This window comes from Curtobacterium sp. MCBD17_013 (assembly GCF_003234565.1).
Lineage (GTDB): Bacteria > Actinomycetota > Actinomycetes > Actinomycetales > Microbacteriaceae > Curtobacterium.
In genome coordinates this window covers 73675-91425 of the sequence record NZ_QKTU01000005.1, presented here as the reverse complement: position 1 = coordinate 91425, position 17751 = coordinate 73675, and the positions used below count along the sequence as shown (strand labels likewise).

Genomic DNA, 17751 nt, shown 5'->3' with positions numbered 1-17751 from the left:
CCGGAGTGAGCGTATTGGTGACGCACGGCCACGTTCAAGGACTCGCCGCCGAGCGTAACGTCGGGCCCCAACAGGTGCCGCTGGCCGCTCCGTGCGGTGGACGGCCGCTCTCGGCGGACGAGTGTGGAGGAACGATGACGGTGTCCGGGGACTACCAGCTGCAGGGTCGGACCGTGATCGTGACGGGTGCGGGCTCCGGGATCGGGCAGGCGATCGCGCGCGCGTTCATCGGTCAGGGCTGCAACGTGGTCCTCGCCGGACGGCGCGAGGACGCACTCGCCGAGACCGCCGAGGGCGCGCCGGCCGAGCACGTCATCGCGGTGCCCACCGACGTGACCGACCGCGAGAGCGTGGCCGACCTCGTCGCGATCGCCGCCGATCGCTTCGGTCGCATCGACGTCGTGGTCAGCAACGCGGCCGCCTACACGGCGGGCGAGATCGACGAACTCGGTGAGGGCGACTACCGCGCCATGGTCGCGACGAACCTCGACGGCACCGTGCACCTCGTGCAGGAAGCGCTCCCGCACCTCGAGCGGGCGCGGGGCGTCATCCTGTTCACGACGAGCGCCTCGGGACTCCGGGGGGACTGGCGCCAGGCCGTCTACAACGCCACGAAGGGCGCCATGACGACGCTCATGCAGTCGCTGGCGCTCGACCTCGGGGCGCGCGGCATCCGCGTCAACGCGGTGGCGCCGGCCCTCACCCGTACGGCGGCGAACGCGGAGCACTTCGCCGACCCGGACGTGGTCGCTCCACACGCCCAGCGGACCGCGCTCGGACGCATCGGCGAACCCGAGGACGTCGCGCCGGCGTTCCTCTTCCTCGCCAGCGACGACGCCCGCTACATCACGGGCGTCACGTTGCCGGTCGACGGAGGCACCACGGCGTCGACGGGTCAGGCGCACGTCGTCGGCTGACCCCCGGTCGCGACCGCGCCCGGTCCTCGACAGCCGGGAGGCCCGTTCGAGGTTCCACAGTTCGGCCGGCGGTCGGAACCGGATCAGCGGTGCGTCGGTACGTTCGGAGCCATGGCGATCCAGACCACCCTCCTCATCCTCGGTGCCAGCGGCGACCTGACGAAGCGGCTCCTGCTGCCCGGCCTCGCCACACTCCTCGACGTCAAGCAGGACTGGGACATCGAGCTCATCGGCGCGGGCGTCGACGAGCTCTCGGACGAGGACTGGAAGCAGCGCGTCCGCGAGTCCTTCTCGAGCGCCGAGTGCTCCGGCGACCGCTTCGAGCAGATCATCGCGGCCAGCCACTACCGGAAGACGGACGTCACGAGCGCGGACGACCTCGGCGAGCTCCTGACACAGTGCTCGCACGCGCCGGCGATCTACTTCGCCCTGCCGCCGGCGATCACCGAACAGGCGTGCGAACAGCTCAAGGGCATGGACCTGCCCGATGGTGTGCGGCTCGCGATGGAGAAGCCGTTCGGCACCGACGCCGCGAGCGCCGAGAAGCTCAACGAGCTCCTCCACTCGTTCATCCCCGAGGAGCGCATCCACCGCGTCGACCACTTCCTCGGCCGCTCGACGGTGCTCAACCTCCTGGGCCTGCGGTTCTCGAACCGGATCATCGAGCCCCTGCTGTCGTCCACCCACGTCGAGAGCGTCGACATCATCTACGACGAGACCCTGGGCCTCGAGAACCGCGCGCGGTACTACGACCACGCCGGCGCGCTCACGGACATGATCCAGAGCCACCTGCTGCAGGTGCTCGCGGTCGTCGCGATGGAGGCCCCCGCCACGCTCGACGCCGACGACCTCCGCACGCAGAAGCAGCTCGTCTTCCGCGCCGTCAAGCCGTGGGGTGACGACCCGGCGACCGCTGGCAAGCGCGCCCGGTACACCGCCGGTACCGTCGGAGACCGCCAGCTGCCGTCGTACGTCGACGAGGACGGTGTCGACCCGGCGAACCAGACCGAGACCCTGGCGCAGATGACCGTCGAGGTCGCGAACTGGCGGTGGGCGGGCGTTCCGTTCACCCTCCGCTCCGGCAAGGCCCTGGGTGAACCGCGGCGCGAGATCGTCATCAACTTCCGCCCCTCGCCGCACGTGCCGGACGGCGTCGGCGGCGAGCACGAGCAGGACCGGCTCCGCATCTGGATCGCCCCCGACGAGATGAGCCTCGAACTCAACGTCAACGGTCCCGGCGACCCGTACGTCGTCGACCGCGCCAAGCTCGAGACGAAGTTCAACCCGGGCCGACTCACGGCGTACGGCGAGGTCCTCGCCGGTGTGCTCGAGGGCGACGCCACGCTCTCGGTGCGCGGTGACAGCGCGGTGCAGTGCTGGCGCATCGTCCAGCCGGTCATCGACGCCTGGCGCAACGGCGAGAGCCCGATCGACGAGTACCCGGCCGGTTCGCACGGTCCGTCGAACTGGGACAACCTGCTCCACTGATCCCGGGCGTACGGTCGGACGCGTGGCAACCATCCAAGACATCCTGAACACCGTTCCCGAGCCCGCCGGGGCCGATGTCCGCACCGGCATCGTCGACTACGACCACGACGGCACGCCGCTCGAGGGCATCCTCGCGAAGGACGCGAACCTCACCGGTCAGCGTCCCGCCGTGCTCGTCGTCCACGACTGGCACGGCGTGAACGAACACGTCGAGGCCCGCGTCACGATGCTGGCCCGCTTGGGCTACGTCGCGTTCGCGGCCGACATCTACGGCAAGGGCGTGCGCCCGACCGGAGCAGAGGCCGGAGAGGTCGCCGGCAGCTTCTACCAGGACCTCGGGCTCCTGCGTGCCCGTGCTCGTGCCGGACTCGACCGCCTGCTCGAGGACCCGCAGGTCGACCCCTCGCGCGTGGTGGTCATGGGGTACTGCTTCGGCGGCTCCACGGCCCTGGAACTCGCCCGGACCGGTGCGGACCTCGTGGGGGCGGTGTCGTTCCACGGCGGTCTGATCACCCACGATCCGTCCGACGCCGGCGACATCCGGGCGAAGCTCCTGGTGCTGACCGGTGCTGCCGATCCGATGGTCGGGGACGACAAGGTCCACGCGTGGGAGGACGAGATGCGCTCGGCGCCGCACGTCGACTGGCAGCTCGTGTCGTACGCGAACGCGATGCACGCGTTCGCCGTCCCCGGTACGGACGCGCCCGACCACGGCGCGCAGTACCAGGCGCTCGCCGACCGCCGCTCCTGGCGTGCGCTCGAGGACTTCCTGACCGAGGTGTTCGGTCCGGAGCAGCTCGCGGCCTGACCGTCCGGGCGGGAGGTGCACCGTGCCTCCCGTCCGGCGCCGCGCTGGCACCACCCGTTCGCGCCTCGATCGGCGCGCCGGGTCCCGTGCCCCGGGTCCCGTGCCCCGATTGGCGCGCCGGGTCCCGAGCCTGGTAGAGTCTTCCACGGCCGTTCGGCCACTGCGCTCGTAGCTCAATGGATAGAGCATCTGACTACGGATCAGAAGGTTGGGGGTTCGAGTCCCTTCGAGCGCACACTGTGTTGAGACAGCAGTGAACGAGAACGCCCCGGCATCGCCGGGGCGTTCTTCGTTGTCCCGGTGATCTCGGAACCGGAGCGACGTCGCGTCGGACGTCCTGGTGGCGACGCCCAGCGGCCGCCGCGCCCGCGCTGCTCGAGAGCGGCTGCTGTCCGCAGTCCGTGCGCAGCGGACCTCGACCGAAGCCGGGAGGGCCACGCGAGGAGGCCGCCCGCTGGACGCCGGCCTCGCTGATCGGCGGTATCCGCGCGCATCGGTCCGCGACTGCGCGGGAAAACTCTGTGTTACAGCCTTGCCGTGACCGATTTCAGCACTGGACGCCGCTTCTGTGACGGATTACCGTCGCCATATGACAAGTTCGAGTGATCGCGGGTCCGTTCGGCCACCGGCCGCGGGGGACGTCGATGGCACTCCGGCCGACGGCAACGCTGGGACGCCCGATCCGATCGACCTCGCGCTCCTGACAGCGCTCGCTGCGGACGGTCGCGCTTCCTGGGCCGCCCTGGGCGAGGCATCCGGATGCTCGGCATCGACAGCACAGCGGCGGGTCGGTCGCTTGAACGTGCTGGGCTTCGTCCGGATCATCGCCGCGACCGACGTGCTCGCAGCCGGGTTCGGGGTGTCGGCGATGGTCCGGATGCGCTGTGGCGCGAGCCGGACGACCGATCTCGTCGCACGACTGCAGAGCCGCCCCGAGGTCCGGTTCCTCGCCACGCTGACCGGCACTGCGGACTGCGTCGCCGAGCTCGTGGTCGAGCGGATCGCGGACATCGGACCCCTGCTCGCCGACATCGCGCCGGACGGTGATGTCGAGACCGAGGCGTTGCCCGTGCTCCGCACGTTCACGGCACCCTTCACGGTGTTCCCGGGGAAGTCCCTCCCGATGCCCCTGAGCGCGACGGCCAACGCGCCTGCTCCGGACCTCGGCGCCGATGACGGGGTGCTGCCCACCGAGGTCGCCGCGACGCCGCTCGAGCGCGCGATGGTCGGCGCTCTCGTCCGTGATGGGCGGACGCCGCTGAACGACCTCGCGCGGCACCTCGATCGAACCGAGACCGCCACGCGTCGCGCGCTCGAGCAGCTCATCGCCTCCGGGCGGGTCCGCGTCGGACCACTGGTCGCGCCGGCGCTGCTCGGCCTGGGCACCGAGCTCATGGTCTGGATCTCGGTGGCGCCGGACCTGCTCGGTGCGGCCGCACGACAGCTCGCCCAGCACCCCGCCGTGCACTACGCGGCCGCGACCCTCGGACGGTACAACCTCATCGGCCAAGCGTTCCTCCGGGACTTCGCCGCGGTCTACACCTTCGCCACGGACGTGCTCGGAGCGCTGCCGGGTGTCCGCGAGGTCGACGTCACCGTGCAACTGACCACCAGGAAGCGCATGTGGCGCCGCATCGAGGACGGCCGGTTCGTCGACGCCGACGACGCGCAGGCCCCCGTGCTGACATGACCGGCACCGCGGCGGCCCCGACCGGGGTCGCCGCTCCGACCAACCCACCCGACGAGGAGTGACCCCATGAGCGAGATCGAGCAGCAGGAGCCCTGGCGCTGGCCCGAGGAGGTCTGGCGCGGCCACGTGGAGCGGGTGCGGGCCGGCCGCAGCCTCCTGCCCGCAGCGGGCCCCGGTCGCTGGCCGGACGAGGCACGCGTCGCGGTGGCGATCTCGTTCGATTCGGATCACGAGACCCCGGCACTCCGCGACGGCGAGACGTCACCCGGGCGCATGGCCCAGGGGGAGTACGGGGCCCGTGCGGCAGTGCCACGCATCCTCGAACTGCTCGACCGGTACGAGGCGCCCTCGTCGTTCTACATGCCGGCGGTCTGCGCGCTGCTGCGTCCGGACGAGGCCCCGACGTACGTCGAGCACGGCCACGAGGTAGCGGTGCACGGCTGGATCCACGAGCGGAACACGCTGCTGGCGCACGACGACGAGCTCGATCTGCTCGGGCGTGCGATGGAGGTGCTCGAGTCGCAGACGGGTGTGCGCCCGACCGGCATCCGAACGCCGTCCTGGGACTTCTCGGACTCGACGCTCGACGTCGTCCGCGAGCTGGGGTTCACGTACGACTCGTCCCTGATGGCGGACGACGACCCCTACGAGATCCTGCAGGACGGTGAGCGCACCGGCATCGTGGAGATCCCGGTGGAATGGATCCGTGACGATGCTCCGTACCTGATGATGGAGCGGTTCCAGTCCCTCCGGCCGTACACGCCGCCGCGCGAGGTGGGCCGGATCTGGCGTGACGAGTTCGACGCCGCGTACGCGGCCGGTGGTGTGTTCCAGCTGACCATGCACCCCCACTTCATCGGGCACCGGTCGCGGCTGCTCGTGCTCGACGAGCTGCTCGCCCACATCCGCACGCACGACGACGTCTGGTTCGCCACACACGCCGACCTCGCCGCGCACGTGGCGCCCGGCCTGGCCGACTGAGTCGCCGGCGAGCACCCCGTCCGTCGACCGCGTACCGCTCCACCCGCCCATCCACCCCGTCCCGTTCCACCGACCAGAAGGGGTCATCGTGACCCAGGACGCAACCCCCGCAGCAGCGCTGCCCAACGCACCGACGGCGACCAGCACACCCCCGCCCGTCGCGACGAGTGACACGAAGCTGTCCCGCCGTGGCCGCAAGGCGATCCTCGCCGGCGGCATCGGCAACGTCGTCGAGTGGATCGACTGGTCCGTCTACACGACGTTCTCGTCCGTCTTCTCGCACCACTTCTTCCCGTCCGGTGACGACGCCGCCGCGCTCCTGGCGACGCTCGCGGTGTTCGCGGTCGGGTTCGTGATGCGCCCGGTGGGTGCGGCGGTGCTCGGGGCCTTCGCGGACCGCCACGGGCGCAAGAAGGGCCTCATGCTCACCATCGGGTTGATGGCGGCCGCGTCCCTGGTGATCGGCGTCACGCCGAGCTACTCGGTGATCGGGATCGGCGCGCCGATCGTGCTGCTGCTGGCCCGGCTCGTCCAGGGGTTCTCGGCCGGTGGCGAGTTCGGCTCCTCCTCGGCGTTCCTGGTCGAGTCCGCGGCACCGCGCCGCCGGGCGTTCGCGGGCTCGTGGCAGCAGGTCTCCGTCGGGGCGGGGGTGCTCGTCGCATCCGGCATCGGCGCGATCATCACCTCGACGTTCTCGGCGAGCGCCCTCGACGCCTGGGGTTGGCGCGCCGCCTTCGTGTTCTGCGCTGCGATCGGGCTCGTCGGGATCTGGCTGCGCACCAGCGTCGAGGAGACCGACTCGTTCACCACCCAGCGCCGCGACGACGAGGCCGGGGAGGTCCGGCGCCGCAACCCGATCGTCGCGATGTTCCGCGACCACCCCGGTGCCACGGCACGGGTGTTCGGCGTCACGATCGCGGGCACGCTCCTGTACTACATGTGGGTCTCGTACATGCCCACCTACGCCGCCGTCACGACGGGCCTGCCGCTCAACGAGGCGCTCCTGGCCAACGTGATCGCGATGGTCGTGTTCCTGGTGCTCCTGCCGTTCGCGGGTCTCCTGTCGGACAAGATCGGACGGAAGCCGACGATGTCGATCTTCGCCGGCGGGTTCCTCGTGTTCGCCTGGCCGGCGTTCACGATGCTGAACGGATCGTTCTGGATGCTCGTCCTCGTCGAGGTGATCGGGATCGTGCTGTTGCTCGGCTACTCGGCGAACTGCGCCGTGATCATGGCGGAGCAGTTCCCGCCCGAGGTGCGAGCCACCGGGATCGGCCTGCCGTACGCGTTGGCCGTCGCGATCTTCGGCGGAACGGCGCCGTACATCACGACCTGGATGAGCGGCGCGGGTCTCGGTCACGTCGTCTGGGTCTACTGCGCGATCGCCGCGGCGATCGGACTGGTCGTCTACCTGACCATGCCCGAGACCAAGGGCAAGGTCCTCAAGTGACGCGGCACGTGCTCGTGACCGGCGCCGCGAGCGGCATCGGTCTCGCGGTCGCGACCCGGTTCGCGACCGACGGCGCGCTCGTGACCATGGTCGACCTCCGCGCCGAGCCACTCGACGCGGCGTCCGCGTCGGTCGCGTCGGTCGCCGCACTCGGTCGGGAGGCGGTGGTCACCATCACCGCGGACCTCCGCGAACCCGACGCGCCCGCCGCGGTCGTCGACAGGGCATGGGACCGGGCGGTCGTCGACGTGCTCGTCAACGCGGCGGGCGTCTACCCGGCAACCCCGTTCCTCCAGCTCGACGCGGCCACCTGGGACGCGGTCCAGGCGGTCAACGTCCGCGCCCCGATCCTCGCCACCGTCGCGCTCGCGCGGCGGGCCGAGACGGCGGGGACGCGGCCGTGCGTCGTGAACATCTCGTCCGGTTCTGCGCTGCGTGCGCGTCCCGGCGCGGCCCCGTACAGCACGTCGAAGGCCGCGCTGGAGATGGTGACCCGTGCCTCCGCACTCGAGCTCGGCGCCGCCGGCATCCGCGTCAACGCGGTCGCGCCCGGGTTCGTCGACGTCGACAGCGACGTCAACCGTGTCACCGACGAGTACGCCGCAGCGGTGTCCGCCAACCCGCTCGGTCGTCGAGGCCGCCCGACCGACATCGCGAACGCCGTGGTCTGGCTGGCCGACGACACGGCGGCCGAGTGGGTGACCGGCTCGATCCTCCGGGTCGACGGCGGATCGTCGACCGGAGCCCACGCACTGCCCCTGAGTTGGGACCCGGTCGACGCGCGTGCCGACACGGACGACCAGCCCATCCGAGAGGAGACATCCGCATGACCACCGACCGCACCACCACGATCGTCGGCGCCGGCGCGATCGGGGGCACCCTCGCCGTGCACCTCGACGCCGCGGGCGTCCCGGTCCAGCTCGTCGACGCCGATCCCGCCCACGTGGCAGCGATCCGTGAGCGCGGGCTCACCCTCCTCACGCCCGACGGGGCGACGACCGCGCACGTGCCCGCGTACACGCTCGAGGACGCGCCCGACGAGCTCGGCCGGGTCCTGCTCGCCGTCAAGGCGCTCGCCACCGATGCGGCTGCCGCCTGGATCGCACCGCGGCTCCGCTCCGACGGGTTCGTGGCGTCGCTCCAGAACGGCCTCAACGAGGCCACCATCGCCGGGCACGTCGGTGTCGACCGGACCGTCATCGCCTTCGTCGACCTCTTCGCGGACGTGATGGAGCCGGGGGTCGTCAAGGACGGCGGCCACGGGGGCATGGCCCTCGGCGAGTTCGCCGGCGGGACGAGTGACCGCGTGCGCGACCTGGCCGCCGATCTGGCGCACTGGGGGAGCCCGGTCGTGTCCGCCAACGTCGAGGGCTTCCTCTGGTCGAAGCTCGGCTTCGGCGCGATGCTCACGGCCACCGCGCTCGCGGACGACGACATGAGCGACCTCATCGACCGCAACCGCGCCGTCATGACGACACTGGCGCGCGAGGTGTTCGACGTCGCGGACGGCCGGGGGATCGCACTCGAGCCGTTCGACGCGTTCGACCCGCAGGCGTTCCGTTCCGGTGCCGATCCGGCGACCACCGAGCGTGCCCTCGACGACCTCGTCGCCTGGCTCGCCACGCAGTCGAAGACGCGGTCCGGCATCTGGCGGGACATCGCCGTCCGGCACCGGCGGACCGAGGTGCCGGCGCACTACCGCCCGGTCGTCGCGATGGGTGCCGCGCAGGGCGTCGCGCTGCCCGCGATCGAGGCGCTCATCACCGCGATCGTGCGCCTCGAGGAGGGCGAGAGCGCGATGGACGAGGCCGCGATCGCCGCGCTCGCGCCGTCGACGGTCGGGGAGGCGCGATGACCGCCACCGGGACGACCACCGATCTGCTCGACTGGGTCGCCGGGCACCGCGACGCGATGGTGGGCGACGTCCTGGCGTACGTCGGGATCGAGACGCCCTCGGACGCGCCGGCGCTCCTCGCGGAGGGCCTCGCGTGGGTCGAGCAGTGGCTCGGCGAGACGGTCGGCGCTCCCACTGCTCGCACCGTGCACCCGACCGACGGCCACGGTGACGTCGCGGTACTCGACCTGGAGGCGCCGCTCGGCTCCGACGTGTGGGTCACCGCGCTCTGTCACTACGACACCGTGTGGGCCGCCGGGACCATCGCTGCGCGTCCCGCCGCCGTGGACGGCGACCGGATGACCGGACCCGGGGTCTACGACATGAAGGCCGGACTGGTGCAGCTCGCGTGGGCGATCCGTGCCGTGGACGCCGCCGCACTCCCGCGTCCGAACATCCGCCTGCTGCTCAACGGCGACGAGGAGGTCGGCAGCAAGGGATCCCGCACCGTCATCGAGGACACGGTCCGGCGCACCGACGGGCCCGTGCTGGTGTTCGAGGCGTCCGCCGGAGAGCACGGCGCACTGAAGACCGCCCGGAAGGGGGTCGGGCTGTTCGACATCGAGATCACCGGCGTCGAGGCGCACGCGGGACTCGACCCCCGCGCCGGGGCGAGCGCGGTGGACGAGCTCGCCCGGGTCGTGCTGACGCTCCACGGCGCGACGGACCTCGAGGCCGGGACGAGCTGCAACGTCGGTGTCGTCGCGGGCGGGACCCGTCCCAACGTCCGTGCGGGACACGCGTCCGCGGCGCTCGACGTCCGCGTCTCGTCGTCCGAGGAGGCGGACAGGATCGACGGCGTGCTCGCGGCGCTCACCCCGGAGGACCCACTGGCGACGATCACCGTCCACGGTGGGTGGAACCGACCGGTCATGGAGCGCACCGAGGCCAACGTCGCCCTGTTCGCACGTGCTGAGTCGGTCGCCCGCGGCATGGGGCTGACGGTCGAGGAGACGGCGGTCGGCGGCGCCAGTGACGGGAACTTCGCCTCTGCGCTCGGTCGCGCCGTGCTCGACGGACTGGGCGCCGTCGGTGACGGAGCGCACGCGCGGCACGAGTGGGCGAGCGTGCAGGGCATGGTGGAGCGGACCGCACTCGCGGCGGGCGTCCTCGTCGACCTGGCGAGTGGGACTGACGTGCGCCGCTGAGTCCCGCGAGCAGGACGGCGGACGGGAGGCCGGGTCTCCCGTCCGCCGGTGTCAGGGGTGGGCGGGCCCGACCACGACCGCGCCCGTCGTCAGCAGGTGCACGGTGCCCGATGCGCAGGCCGTGTACGCCGTGTCCTTGATGAACAGCGACGTCTTCGACCCGGGCGGGTAGACCCGGAACCCGTCGGCCGGCTGCGGCGAGCACTCGGCGGCGTCGTATGCGGCGGCCTGGGTGATCTTGAGCGCGACCTGTCCCTGCGCTCCCGGCCCGAGGGTGACGGTGTCGTGCTCGGAGGTCCGGTCGAGCTCGGCCGGCGCGCCGATCTGCTCGCCGTCCCCGCCGCCGACGAAGGACACGCCAGGCCAGCCTTGCAGGGTGCACGGCGTGGTGCCGGTGTTCGTCAGCGTCAGGACGATGCCGACGCTGCCGGCCGCACCGCCGGTACCTTCCGCGGTCCCTCCGCTGAGCTGATCCGTGGTGCAGCGGCCGCCGGCGGCCGAGGTCGAGCCGTCCGAGTCTCCGGTGCCGCTCCCACCGGTGCCGCTCCCGCCGGCGGTGACCGACGGGCTGGCGGTCGCGGTCGTGGTCGTGGTCGCCGTGGCGGTCCGCGTGGCCGTGATCGTCGGTCGGTCGGAGCCGCTGCCCGAGCCGGCGCAGCCGGTCAGGGCGATCACCGCGGCCAGGGCGGTTGCGGACGTGAGCACCATCGTCGTCGTCTTCACCAGGCCGACCCTAGCGCCGGCCTGGAACGGACCACGATGCGACTCGGAGGCTCCGATGCGGAATCGATACGTCAGTACCCGGCGTTCCGCGCGAGCTCGAGCGCGATGGTGTTCCACCAGGTCCCCGCGGCCGGTCCACCGTTGCACGTGCCGTCGGAGGCCCCGACGGTCTTGATCCACAACGCGGCGTCCTCGTTGCCGTGGCTGCTCGCCGCCGGTGCCTGGCCGATCGCGCGTCCCCGGGCGTTGCACCACTCGCCGTCGGAGCCGTTGCCGTTGCGCGACGTGTCGATGACGTAGTGCGCGCCGCCGAGCAGTCGGGAGACCTCGTCGGCGTAGGCCTGGACGTCGCTCGTCGACTTGTAGTTCGACACGTTCACGGCGAACCCGCGCACGCCCTGCACGCCGGCGGCGAGGAGGCGGGACACCATCGTCGCGGTGTCGACGCCGGAGTTGCTCGTCCCGGCGTCGAGGTAGACAGTGGCGCCCGCGGCGGTCAGGGTGGTCGCCGCAGCGCGCAGGAGGCCCGTGCGGTCACCTTGCACGTCGGGGCATCGGCCGAGTTGCAGCAGCGCGTCGGGTTCGAGCACGACGGCGACCCGTCGGTGCGCGATGCCCGCGGCGATCTGGGCGATCCACCTCGGGTAGTCCGTCGCCGAGAAGCCCCCGGCCGAGTAGCTCCCGCAGTCGCGGCCGGGGATCCCGTAGACCACGAGCGTCCCGGTGCGGCCCGCGGCGACGGCGGCTCCGACGTACGCGGACGTGGTGGCGGCGACGGTCGCGATCGTGTTGCCGCTCCCGAGCCACCGCGTGCCGCCGTGCGCGCTGATCCGGTCGAGCACCGCGGCGTCGGTGGTGTCACCGCTGGCCCGGAGCGCCGCAGCGGCGGCGACGGAGGGGTAGTCGGGGTCGACGTAGGGCGCGGCGTTGGTGAAGGGGTCCGTGCCGACGCTCGGCACCGGGGGCACCATCGGCGTGGGGGAGCCCTCGGCCCGCCACTGTGCGGTCGTGATCGGTGTGCTCACCCCGGCGACCCGCTTGACCACCTGCGATGATCCGACGCTGCTCAGGTAGTACGTGTCGGCCCGGTACGTGACGGACGATGCCGGGATGCTCGCGGTCTCGGCGGCCGTGGCGTGCCGCCAGACCCCGACCGGGGTGCGCACGATGATCTCGGAGGGGTTCGACGCGTAGCTCGAGTACTCCATCGCCGGGACCCGGTCGACGATGCGTGGCGTCGGCGTGCCCTGGGCCGTCCACTGCGCCGTGGTGACGGTGCTGACGACGTCGCTCGACACCTTGTAGACCGGGCCGGTGGTCCCGACCCGGAGGAACTGTGTGTTCGCCAGGTACGTGACGGCGTCCGGCGGCACGGCGGCGGCCTCGGCCGGCGTGAGCAGGCGGTAGCCCGCGGCGGTCTTGCCGATCACCTCGGCGGGCGCCGAGGCGTAGCGGACGTAGCCCGTGTAGGTGGTCGCCGCCGACGCGACGCCCGGGCGGGCGAGTGCCGCCGCGAGGACGGCCACGACGACCGCGAGGAGGGCGACGACCGTGCGGACGTTGGACACGAGGGCGCGCCGGAGACGCGGCGCACAGGGGTTCGACACTGGTGCTCCGTGGTGGGGGGAGGGCGTGGGGAGTCGGCCGGAGTGGTGGCCGGGCCGCTCCTGATCAGCGGTCCGGCCCCCGGCCGACATCGAGGATCGCTCCTGCGCCCGGTGTCGGGGGAGCCTCCGTTCGGGGGGTGGTTCTGCCCCAGACCGGGGGTCGACCGCCACCCCCGGCGCGAGCGGCGGGGATCGACGCCGTCATGTCCCGGTGGCCGCGCACGTCCTGACCCGGCGCGCCGCCCCATGACGGACGGTTGTGGCGGCCCGGCTGAACGACCACGCAGCCGTCCCGGCGTGCTCTGGACAGAACGCTGCGTCGAACGGCCCATCGCCGGTCACGTTCGCCGTCAGCGTTCGAAACGAGGAGTGAGCGCTCACTGTGAGCGCTCACCTCGACGTACACTCGACCGGGCCGCCGAGCCAACCGGACTCGGCGGATGGGATGACGACGGAGTTGTGATGACATCCACGGAGATGACCGCGCGGGACGCCCGCAGGACGACCGGGCACCACCGCAGGGGGATCGTGGTGTGGGCCTCGGTGATCGCAGGGCTCGGAGGGTTCCTGTTCGGCTACGACACGGGCATCGTGTCGGCCGCGCTGCTGTACGTGGCGCCCGAGTACCACCTCGGTGAGTTCGGACAACAGTTCTTCGTGGCGATCCTGCTCGCCGGCGCCGTGATCGGCGTCATGGGCGGTGGTCCGGTGGTCGACCGCCTCGGTCGACGCCGCACCCTGATCCTGCTCGCCGCGATCTACATCGTCGGCGCGCTCGGCAGCTCGCTCATCGGCTGGCTCCCGCTCATCTACGTGTCGCGGTTCCTGCTCGGCCTGAGCGTCGGGTCGTCCTCGCTCGTCGTGCCGATGTACATCGCCGAGATCGCCCCGGCCCGCATCCGTGGCCGCCTCGTGTCGTTCAACCAGCTGTTCGTGGCGCTCGGCATCTTCGTGTCCTACCTGGTCGGCTACGCGTTCGCCCCGATCGAGGGTTGGCGTTGGATGATCGGCCTCGCCGCCGTGCCGGCCGTCGTCATGCTGGTCGGCCTCCTGCCGCTGCCCGAGAGCCCGCGCTGGCTCGCCGCGAAGGGCCGGGTCGACGACGCCCGCGCCGTCCTCGAGCGCATCCGGTCCACCGTGGCCGAGGCCGCGGCGGAGCTCGGTGACATCACCGGCGCGATCAAGTCGGAGCACGCGGTCAGCTACCGGTCGCTGTTCCGGACCCGCGGCGTCCGTCGCGGCATCGTGATCGGCGTCGTCGTCGCGGCCACGAACCAGCTGTCCGGCGTCAACGCGATCCTCTACTACGCGCCCACCATGCTGAAGTCCGCCGGGTTCGGGGACTCGTCCGCGATCCTCAGCTCGGTCGGCATCGGCGGGGCATTCCTGCTGTTCACCCTGATCGGACTGCTGCTCGTCGACTTCCTCGGCCGCCGCTGGCTCCTCATCGGCGGGACCCTGATCGTCGCCATCGCGCTCGCCGCGATCGGTGCGCTCTACCTGTTCCCGCAGTCGTCGACGGTCGGCGTGCTCCTCGTCATCGGCCTCATGATCTACGAGGGCGTGTTCGCCGCGAGCCTCGGCATCGCGATCTGGCTCGTCAACAGCGAGGTCCTGCCCAACCGGGTCCGTGGCAAGGCGCAGTCCTTCGGCACGGTCACCCACTGGGGCCTCGACCTGATCATCTCGCTCGTGGTCCTCAGCGTGATCTCGGGCCTCAGCGCCACGACCCTGTTCTGGGCGTTCGCGGTCTTCGCGATCGCGGGCACGATCACCATGTGGAAGATCCTGCCGGAGACCAAGGGTCGGAGCCTCGAGGACATCGAGCGCCAGCTCGAGGAGGCGTAGGACCGGCGACGGGAGGAGCGGTGCGGACCCGCACCGCTCCTCCCGTCCGACGACGAGGATCGGGTGTCCTCCCGCTTCGGGTCACGGGAGGACACCCGCCGTTCGCCGCCGTGTCCTGCTGGTGGTCCAGGGACACGGGAGGCGCCGACCGGAACGGGGATGGTCGGCCTTCGCGACCCGATCGGCCGCGAGGAACGTCTGTGGTTGTCGGTGAGACGCCGACCCGGAACTGTTCGAGTGCCGCATTCACCGTCCCAACAGCGCACTGTACGTGTGTCCAGGTTGGGAGACAAGGGGTTGCGCGGAGCGTTCCCGTCCGTCGCCGGCGTCAGAAGTAGGCGATCTGGTGGGGGGTCCGGATGGGGACGAGCATGGCGCGGAGCCGCGCGGCCGACCCGGCTTCCGCACGGACGAGGCCGGCGGCGACGAGCGTGCCGACGTCCACCGCGCCGAGCACGAGTGCGCCGAGTTCCGCGACGTCGAGTTCGACGTCGGCCTCGTCCTGTCCGCCCGCGGTCCGCTCGACCGTCGCACGGCCCTGGACCACCGACAACCGCAGCGTCCCGTCCGCGAACCCGAGTGCGTCGTGGACGCCGATCGTCACCGTGCCGTCCACCGCGAACGGGCGGGACGCGAACGTCGCCACCGGGTCGAGCACGCGGAACCAGACGTGGTCCTCCTCGAACACGGAGGACAGCGCACGGTCGTCGGCGAGCACGTGGAGGACCGGGTCGTCGACGCGGGCCGTCCCGTACCGGACCACGCGCACGAGGTCGACGGCGAGCAGGTGGTGCCAGAGCGCGATGTACGCCTCGTCCGTCGCGGCGACGAGGTCGACGATCTCGAGCCGCACCGCGTGCCGCTCCGTCTGCTCCGCCTTGTACGTCACGTAGCCGTCGACGGGTTCGGACCGGGAGGGCCGGTGCACGACCGCGCGCACCGCCCGGTTCGGCTCACCGTCGCCCTGGCGACCGAGGAGGGCGTTCCAGGTGCCCTCGTTCCGGGTCATCGAGCCCGGCGTCCGCGCGTGGAACCGCTCGTACACCTGTCGGGCGAGCCCCTGGGCCAGGACGGCGGTGTCGACCGGGGCGATCTCGCCCCTGGCCGGCACGAGCAGCGGGAGCGCCGCGGATCGGTCGACGTCGATCGTGCGCTCGCGGATCGCGGCGCCGAAGCCGAACCGGCGGTAGATCGTGCCTTCGCTCGCCGTCAGGCTCGCGAGCGGGTACCCCTCGTCCGCGGCACGGTGCAGGGAGTCGGTCATCATGCGCCGGAGGATGCCGCGTCGGCGTTCGGTCGGTCGGACCGTCACCGACGCGATCGCGAAGGTGTCGATCTCGGTGCCGTCGCCCCAGCTCAGGCGCTTCGGGAGACTGCCGAACGTGCCGACGGGAGCGTCGACCTCGAGCGAGTCGGGCATGGGGTCGCGCCGGTGCACGCCGAGCAGCTCAGTGCGATCGTCGATCACGTGCCGGACCATCCGCCCGAGACGATCGGGGGCCACCTCGGGCTGGTGGAACCCCGCGTCGACGCTCGCGAAGAACGCGGTGGTCTGCGCGTCGGCCGTGCCCTCCGGGGTCAGGCCGGGCGAGAACCGGCGGATGGTGTAACGGTCGTCGAAGCTGCTCTGGTCCACGTGCCCACGCTACCGACCGGCCTCTGCCCCTTCCGCGGGATCGCAGTCGTTGCCGTTCTGGGATCCGTCAGAGCGGCGACGACTGCGATCTCGCCGAGGGGCGGCGCGGTCAGCCGACCGTCACCGGCGCTGCCGGCGGCTTCGTCCGGGTGCGCCGCCACACGAAGAACCCGGTGAGCGTGAACACCCCGTAGAACACGTACATGAGACCTGAGGCGTAGTAGCCGGCCGAGAACAGCAGCGGCACCCCGACGACGTCGACCGCCACCCAGATCAGCCAGAACTCGACCCAGCCCTTCGCCATGCCGTAGGTGGCCAGGAGCGACCCGACGAAGATCCACGCGTCGCTCCAGACGGGCTCGTACGACCCGAGCGCCCGGAAGATCGGGGTGAGCACGAGCGTCCCGCCGACCATGCCGACAGCGAGCAGGGCGCGCGTCCGCCACGAGGCCCACCGCGGCTCGACGACGGCGTCGCCGGGCTCGGGTCGCCGCGTCCACCGCCACCACCCGTACACGGACACCACGATGAACATGATCTGTCGCCCGGCCTGACCGAGCAGGTTGACGGGGTTCGGGGTGTCGAACACCGCGCCCATGAACACCGTGAACAGCAGCGCGTTGCCGACGATGCCGACGGGCCAGGCCCACACCCGACGGCGCATTCCGCCGAGCGCGCTGAGCAGGCCGAACACGTTGCCGACGATCTCGCGCCACAGCACGGTCTGGTCGCCGATGACGAGCTGCGCGTCGAACAGCCACCGCAGGAACGCCATGTTGCTCCACTCCGGGTCCACGGGTCGGGACCGCACCGGTCCATGCAACCGCATCCAGCGTGGTCGCATTCCGGGAGGCGCGTCTCGCTCCCGCCACCCGGCCTACGCTCGTCGGCGTGGATGCGACGACGGACGACGCGGACGCGATCACCCGCGCCCGCACCGCGATCGCCGAGGCCGTGCAGCGGCTCGAGGCCGCCGGTGCGCGTGACGAGGCCGTCGGCGAGTACGTCGAACCGCGCCGCGTGCTCGGGATCCGGCGGGAGCCGACCATGCGCGACCTGGGGCGCGCGTGGCGGCTCGGCGTGCTGCTCGTCGACCGGGTCGGCACCGTCCGCGCGACGGGCCTGATCACCCGCGTGACGGAGCCGGGCCGGCCGCAGTACCAATCGACGTCGGCGGAGATCCGTCGGGCGTACCGTGCGGCGGCGGTCAAGGGTGGGTTCCGCGCGGGCGACACCGTCAACCACGGCACCGTGCCGATCCCGCTCGACGAGCACCTGCGCGGCGCCGCAGGTCCCCTGTCCGTGCGCGACGGCGAGGTCGTCGTCCGCTGGAGCCCCGCCGTCGCGGACGGCGATGCCCTGCCGCTCGCGCAGTACCTCGCCGACCGCGTCGACCTGCTCGTCCATCCGCCCGAGGGCGCCTGAAGCGCGAGATCGCGGTCGTTGCCGTTCTCACCGGAGCCAGAGCGGCAGGGACTGCGATCTCGCGGACAGGGGGACGGGCGGCCGGCTGCGGCACGCCCGGGTGCCGGCCGTGCAGGCGCCCCGGGGCCGATGGAGG

At 71.9% G+C, this 17751-nt stretch carries 15 protein-coding genes and 1 tRNA gene; 12 read left to right on the top strand and 4 right to left on the bottom strand.

The annotated features are described in order from the left end of the window. The first annotated feature begins 134 nt into the window (after positions 1 to 134). The 10 genes from DEI81_RS07835 to DEI81_RS16380 all read left to right on the top strand — a co-directional run bounded on the left by DEI81_RS07835 (position 135) and on the right by DEI81_RS16380 (position 10376). Positions 135 to 917, top strand: a complete 783-nt coding sequence (locus DEI81_RS07835) for an SDR family NAD(P)-dependent oxidoreductase (RefSeq protein WP_111010048.1) — start codon at positions 135 to 137, stop codon at positions 915 to 917. Positions 918 to 1028: 111 nt separating this feature from the next. Further along, entirely contained in the window at positions 1029 to 2405 is a 1377-nt protein-coding gene (locus DEI81_RS07830; RefSeq protein ID WP_111010046.1) for a glucose-6-phosphate dehydrogenase, read from the top strand. Positions 2406 to 2427: 22 nt separating this feature from the next. Next, positions 2428 to 3213, top strand: coding sequence for a dienelactone hydrolase family protein (locus tag DEI81_RS07825; RefSeq protein ID WP_111010044.1), 786 nt, complete (start codon positions 2428 to 2430; stop codon positions 3211 to 3213). A 162-nt stretch (positions 3214 to 3375) separates the two neighbouring features. Continuing rightward, positions 3376 to 3448 (top strand) — tRNA-Arg (locus DEI81_RS07820). 354 nt (positions 3449 to 3802) lie between these two features. Further along, positions 3803 to 4903 carry an Lrp/AsnC family transcriptional regulator gene (locus DEI81_RS07815; RefSeq protein WP_111010042.1) on the top strand — a complete coding sequence of 367 codons (1101 nt, stop codon included), beginning with the start codon at positions 3803 to 3805 and terminating at the stop codon, positions 4901 to 4903. 66 nt (positions 4904 to 4969) lie between these two features. Beyond that, positions 4970 to 5884, top strand: a complete 915-nt coding sequence (locus DEI81_RS07810) for a polysaccharide deacetylase (protein ID WP_111010040.1) — start codon at positions 4970 to 4972, stop codon at positions 5882 to 5884. A gap of 88 nt (positions 5885 to 5972) precedes the next feature. Further along, positions 5973 to 7334 (top strand): MFS transporter, encoded by a 1362-nt coding sequence (locus DEI81_RS07805; RefSeq protein WP_220035649.1) that lies wholly within the window; start codon positions 5973 to 5975, stop codon positions 7332 to 7334. After that, complete coding sequence (locus tag DEI81_RS07800; protein WP_111010038.1) at positions 7331 to 8164, top strand: SDR family NAD(P)-dependent oxidoreductase; 834 nt, start codon at positions 7331 to 7333, stop codon at positions 8162 to 8164. The genes DEI81_RS07805 and DEI81_RS07800 overlap by 4 nt, the downstream gene beginning before the upstream one ends. Continuing rightward, positions 8161 to 9189 (top strand): ketopantoate reductase family protein, encoded by a 1029-nt coding sequence (locus DEI81_RS16385; protein ID WP_220035648.1) that lies wholly within the window; start codon positions 8161 to 8163, stop codon positions 9187 to 9189. The genes DEI81_RS07800 and DEI81_RS16385 overlap by 4 nt, the downstream gene beginning before the upstream one ends. Next, positions 9186 to 10376, top strand: a complete 1191-nt coding sequence (locus DEI81_RS16380) for a M20 family metallopeptidase (protein WP_220035647.1) — start codon at positions 9186 to 9188, stop codon at positions 10374 to 10376. The genes DEI81_RS16385 and DEI81_RS16380 overlap by 4 nt, the downstream gene beginning before the upstream one ends. Before the next feature lie 51 nt (positions 10377 to 10427). Here DEI81_RS16380 and DEI81_RS07790 read toward each other — a convergent pair whose 3' ends face one another. Both DEI81_RS07790 and DEI81_RS07785 read right to left on the bottom strand, forming a co-directional pair. Beyond that, positions 10428 to 11099 carry a DUF4232 domain-containing protein gene (locus tag DEI81_RS07790; protein ID WP_258368560.1) on the bottom strand — a complete coding sequence of 224 codons (672 nt, stop codon included), beginning with the start codon at positions 11097 to 11099 and terminating at the stop codon, positions 10428 to 10430. 71 nt (positions 11100 to 11170) lie between these two features. Next, positions 11171 to 12667 carry a glycoside hydrolase family 6 protein gene (locus tag DEI81_RS07785; protein ID WP_181435345.1) on the bottom strand — a complete coding sequence of 499 codons (1497 nt, stop codon included), beginning with the start codon at positions 12665 to 12667 and terminating at the stop codon, positions 11171 to 11173. Positions 12668 to 13168: 501 nt separating this feature from the next. Here DEI81_RS07785 and DEI81_RS07780 point away from each other — a divergent pair. After that, positions 13169 to 14554: a sugar porter family MFS transporter gene (locus tag DEI81_RS07780; protein WP_220035646.1), complete on the top strand. Its 1386-nt coding sequence runs from the start codon at positions 13169 to 13171 to the stop codon at positions 14552 to 14554. 328 nt (positions 14555 to 14882) lie between these two features. On the opposite strand, the gene DEI81_RS07775 is transcribed toward DEI81_RS07780, so the two are convergent. Then, positions 14883 to 16190, bottom strand: coding sequence for a GNAT family N-acetyltransferase (locus DEI81_RS07775; protein WP_111010032.1), 1308 nt, complete (start codon positions 16188 to 16190; stop codon positions 14883 to 14885). Between the two features lie 109 nt (positions 16191 to 16299). Beyond that, complete coding sequence (pnuC, locus tag DEI81_RS07770) at positions 16300 to 16965, bottom strand: nicotinamide riboside transporter PnuC (RefSeq protein WP_111010218.1); 666 nt, start codon at positions 16963 to 16965, stop codon at positions 16300 to 16302. A 116-nt stretch (positions 16966 to 17081) separates the two neighbouring features. Here pnuC and DEI81_RS07765 point away from each other — a divergent pair, with 116 nt between their 5' ends. Continuing rightward, the gene (locus DEI81_RS07765) at positions 17082 to 17615 is read left to right on the top strand and encodes a hypothetical protein (RefSeq protein ID WP_111010030.1); all 534 of its coding nucleotides are present in this window, start codon (positions 17082 to 17084) and stop codon (positions 17613 to 17615) included. Positions 17616 to 17751 lie beyond the last annotated feature (136 nt).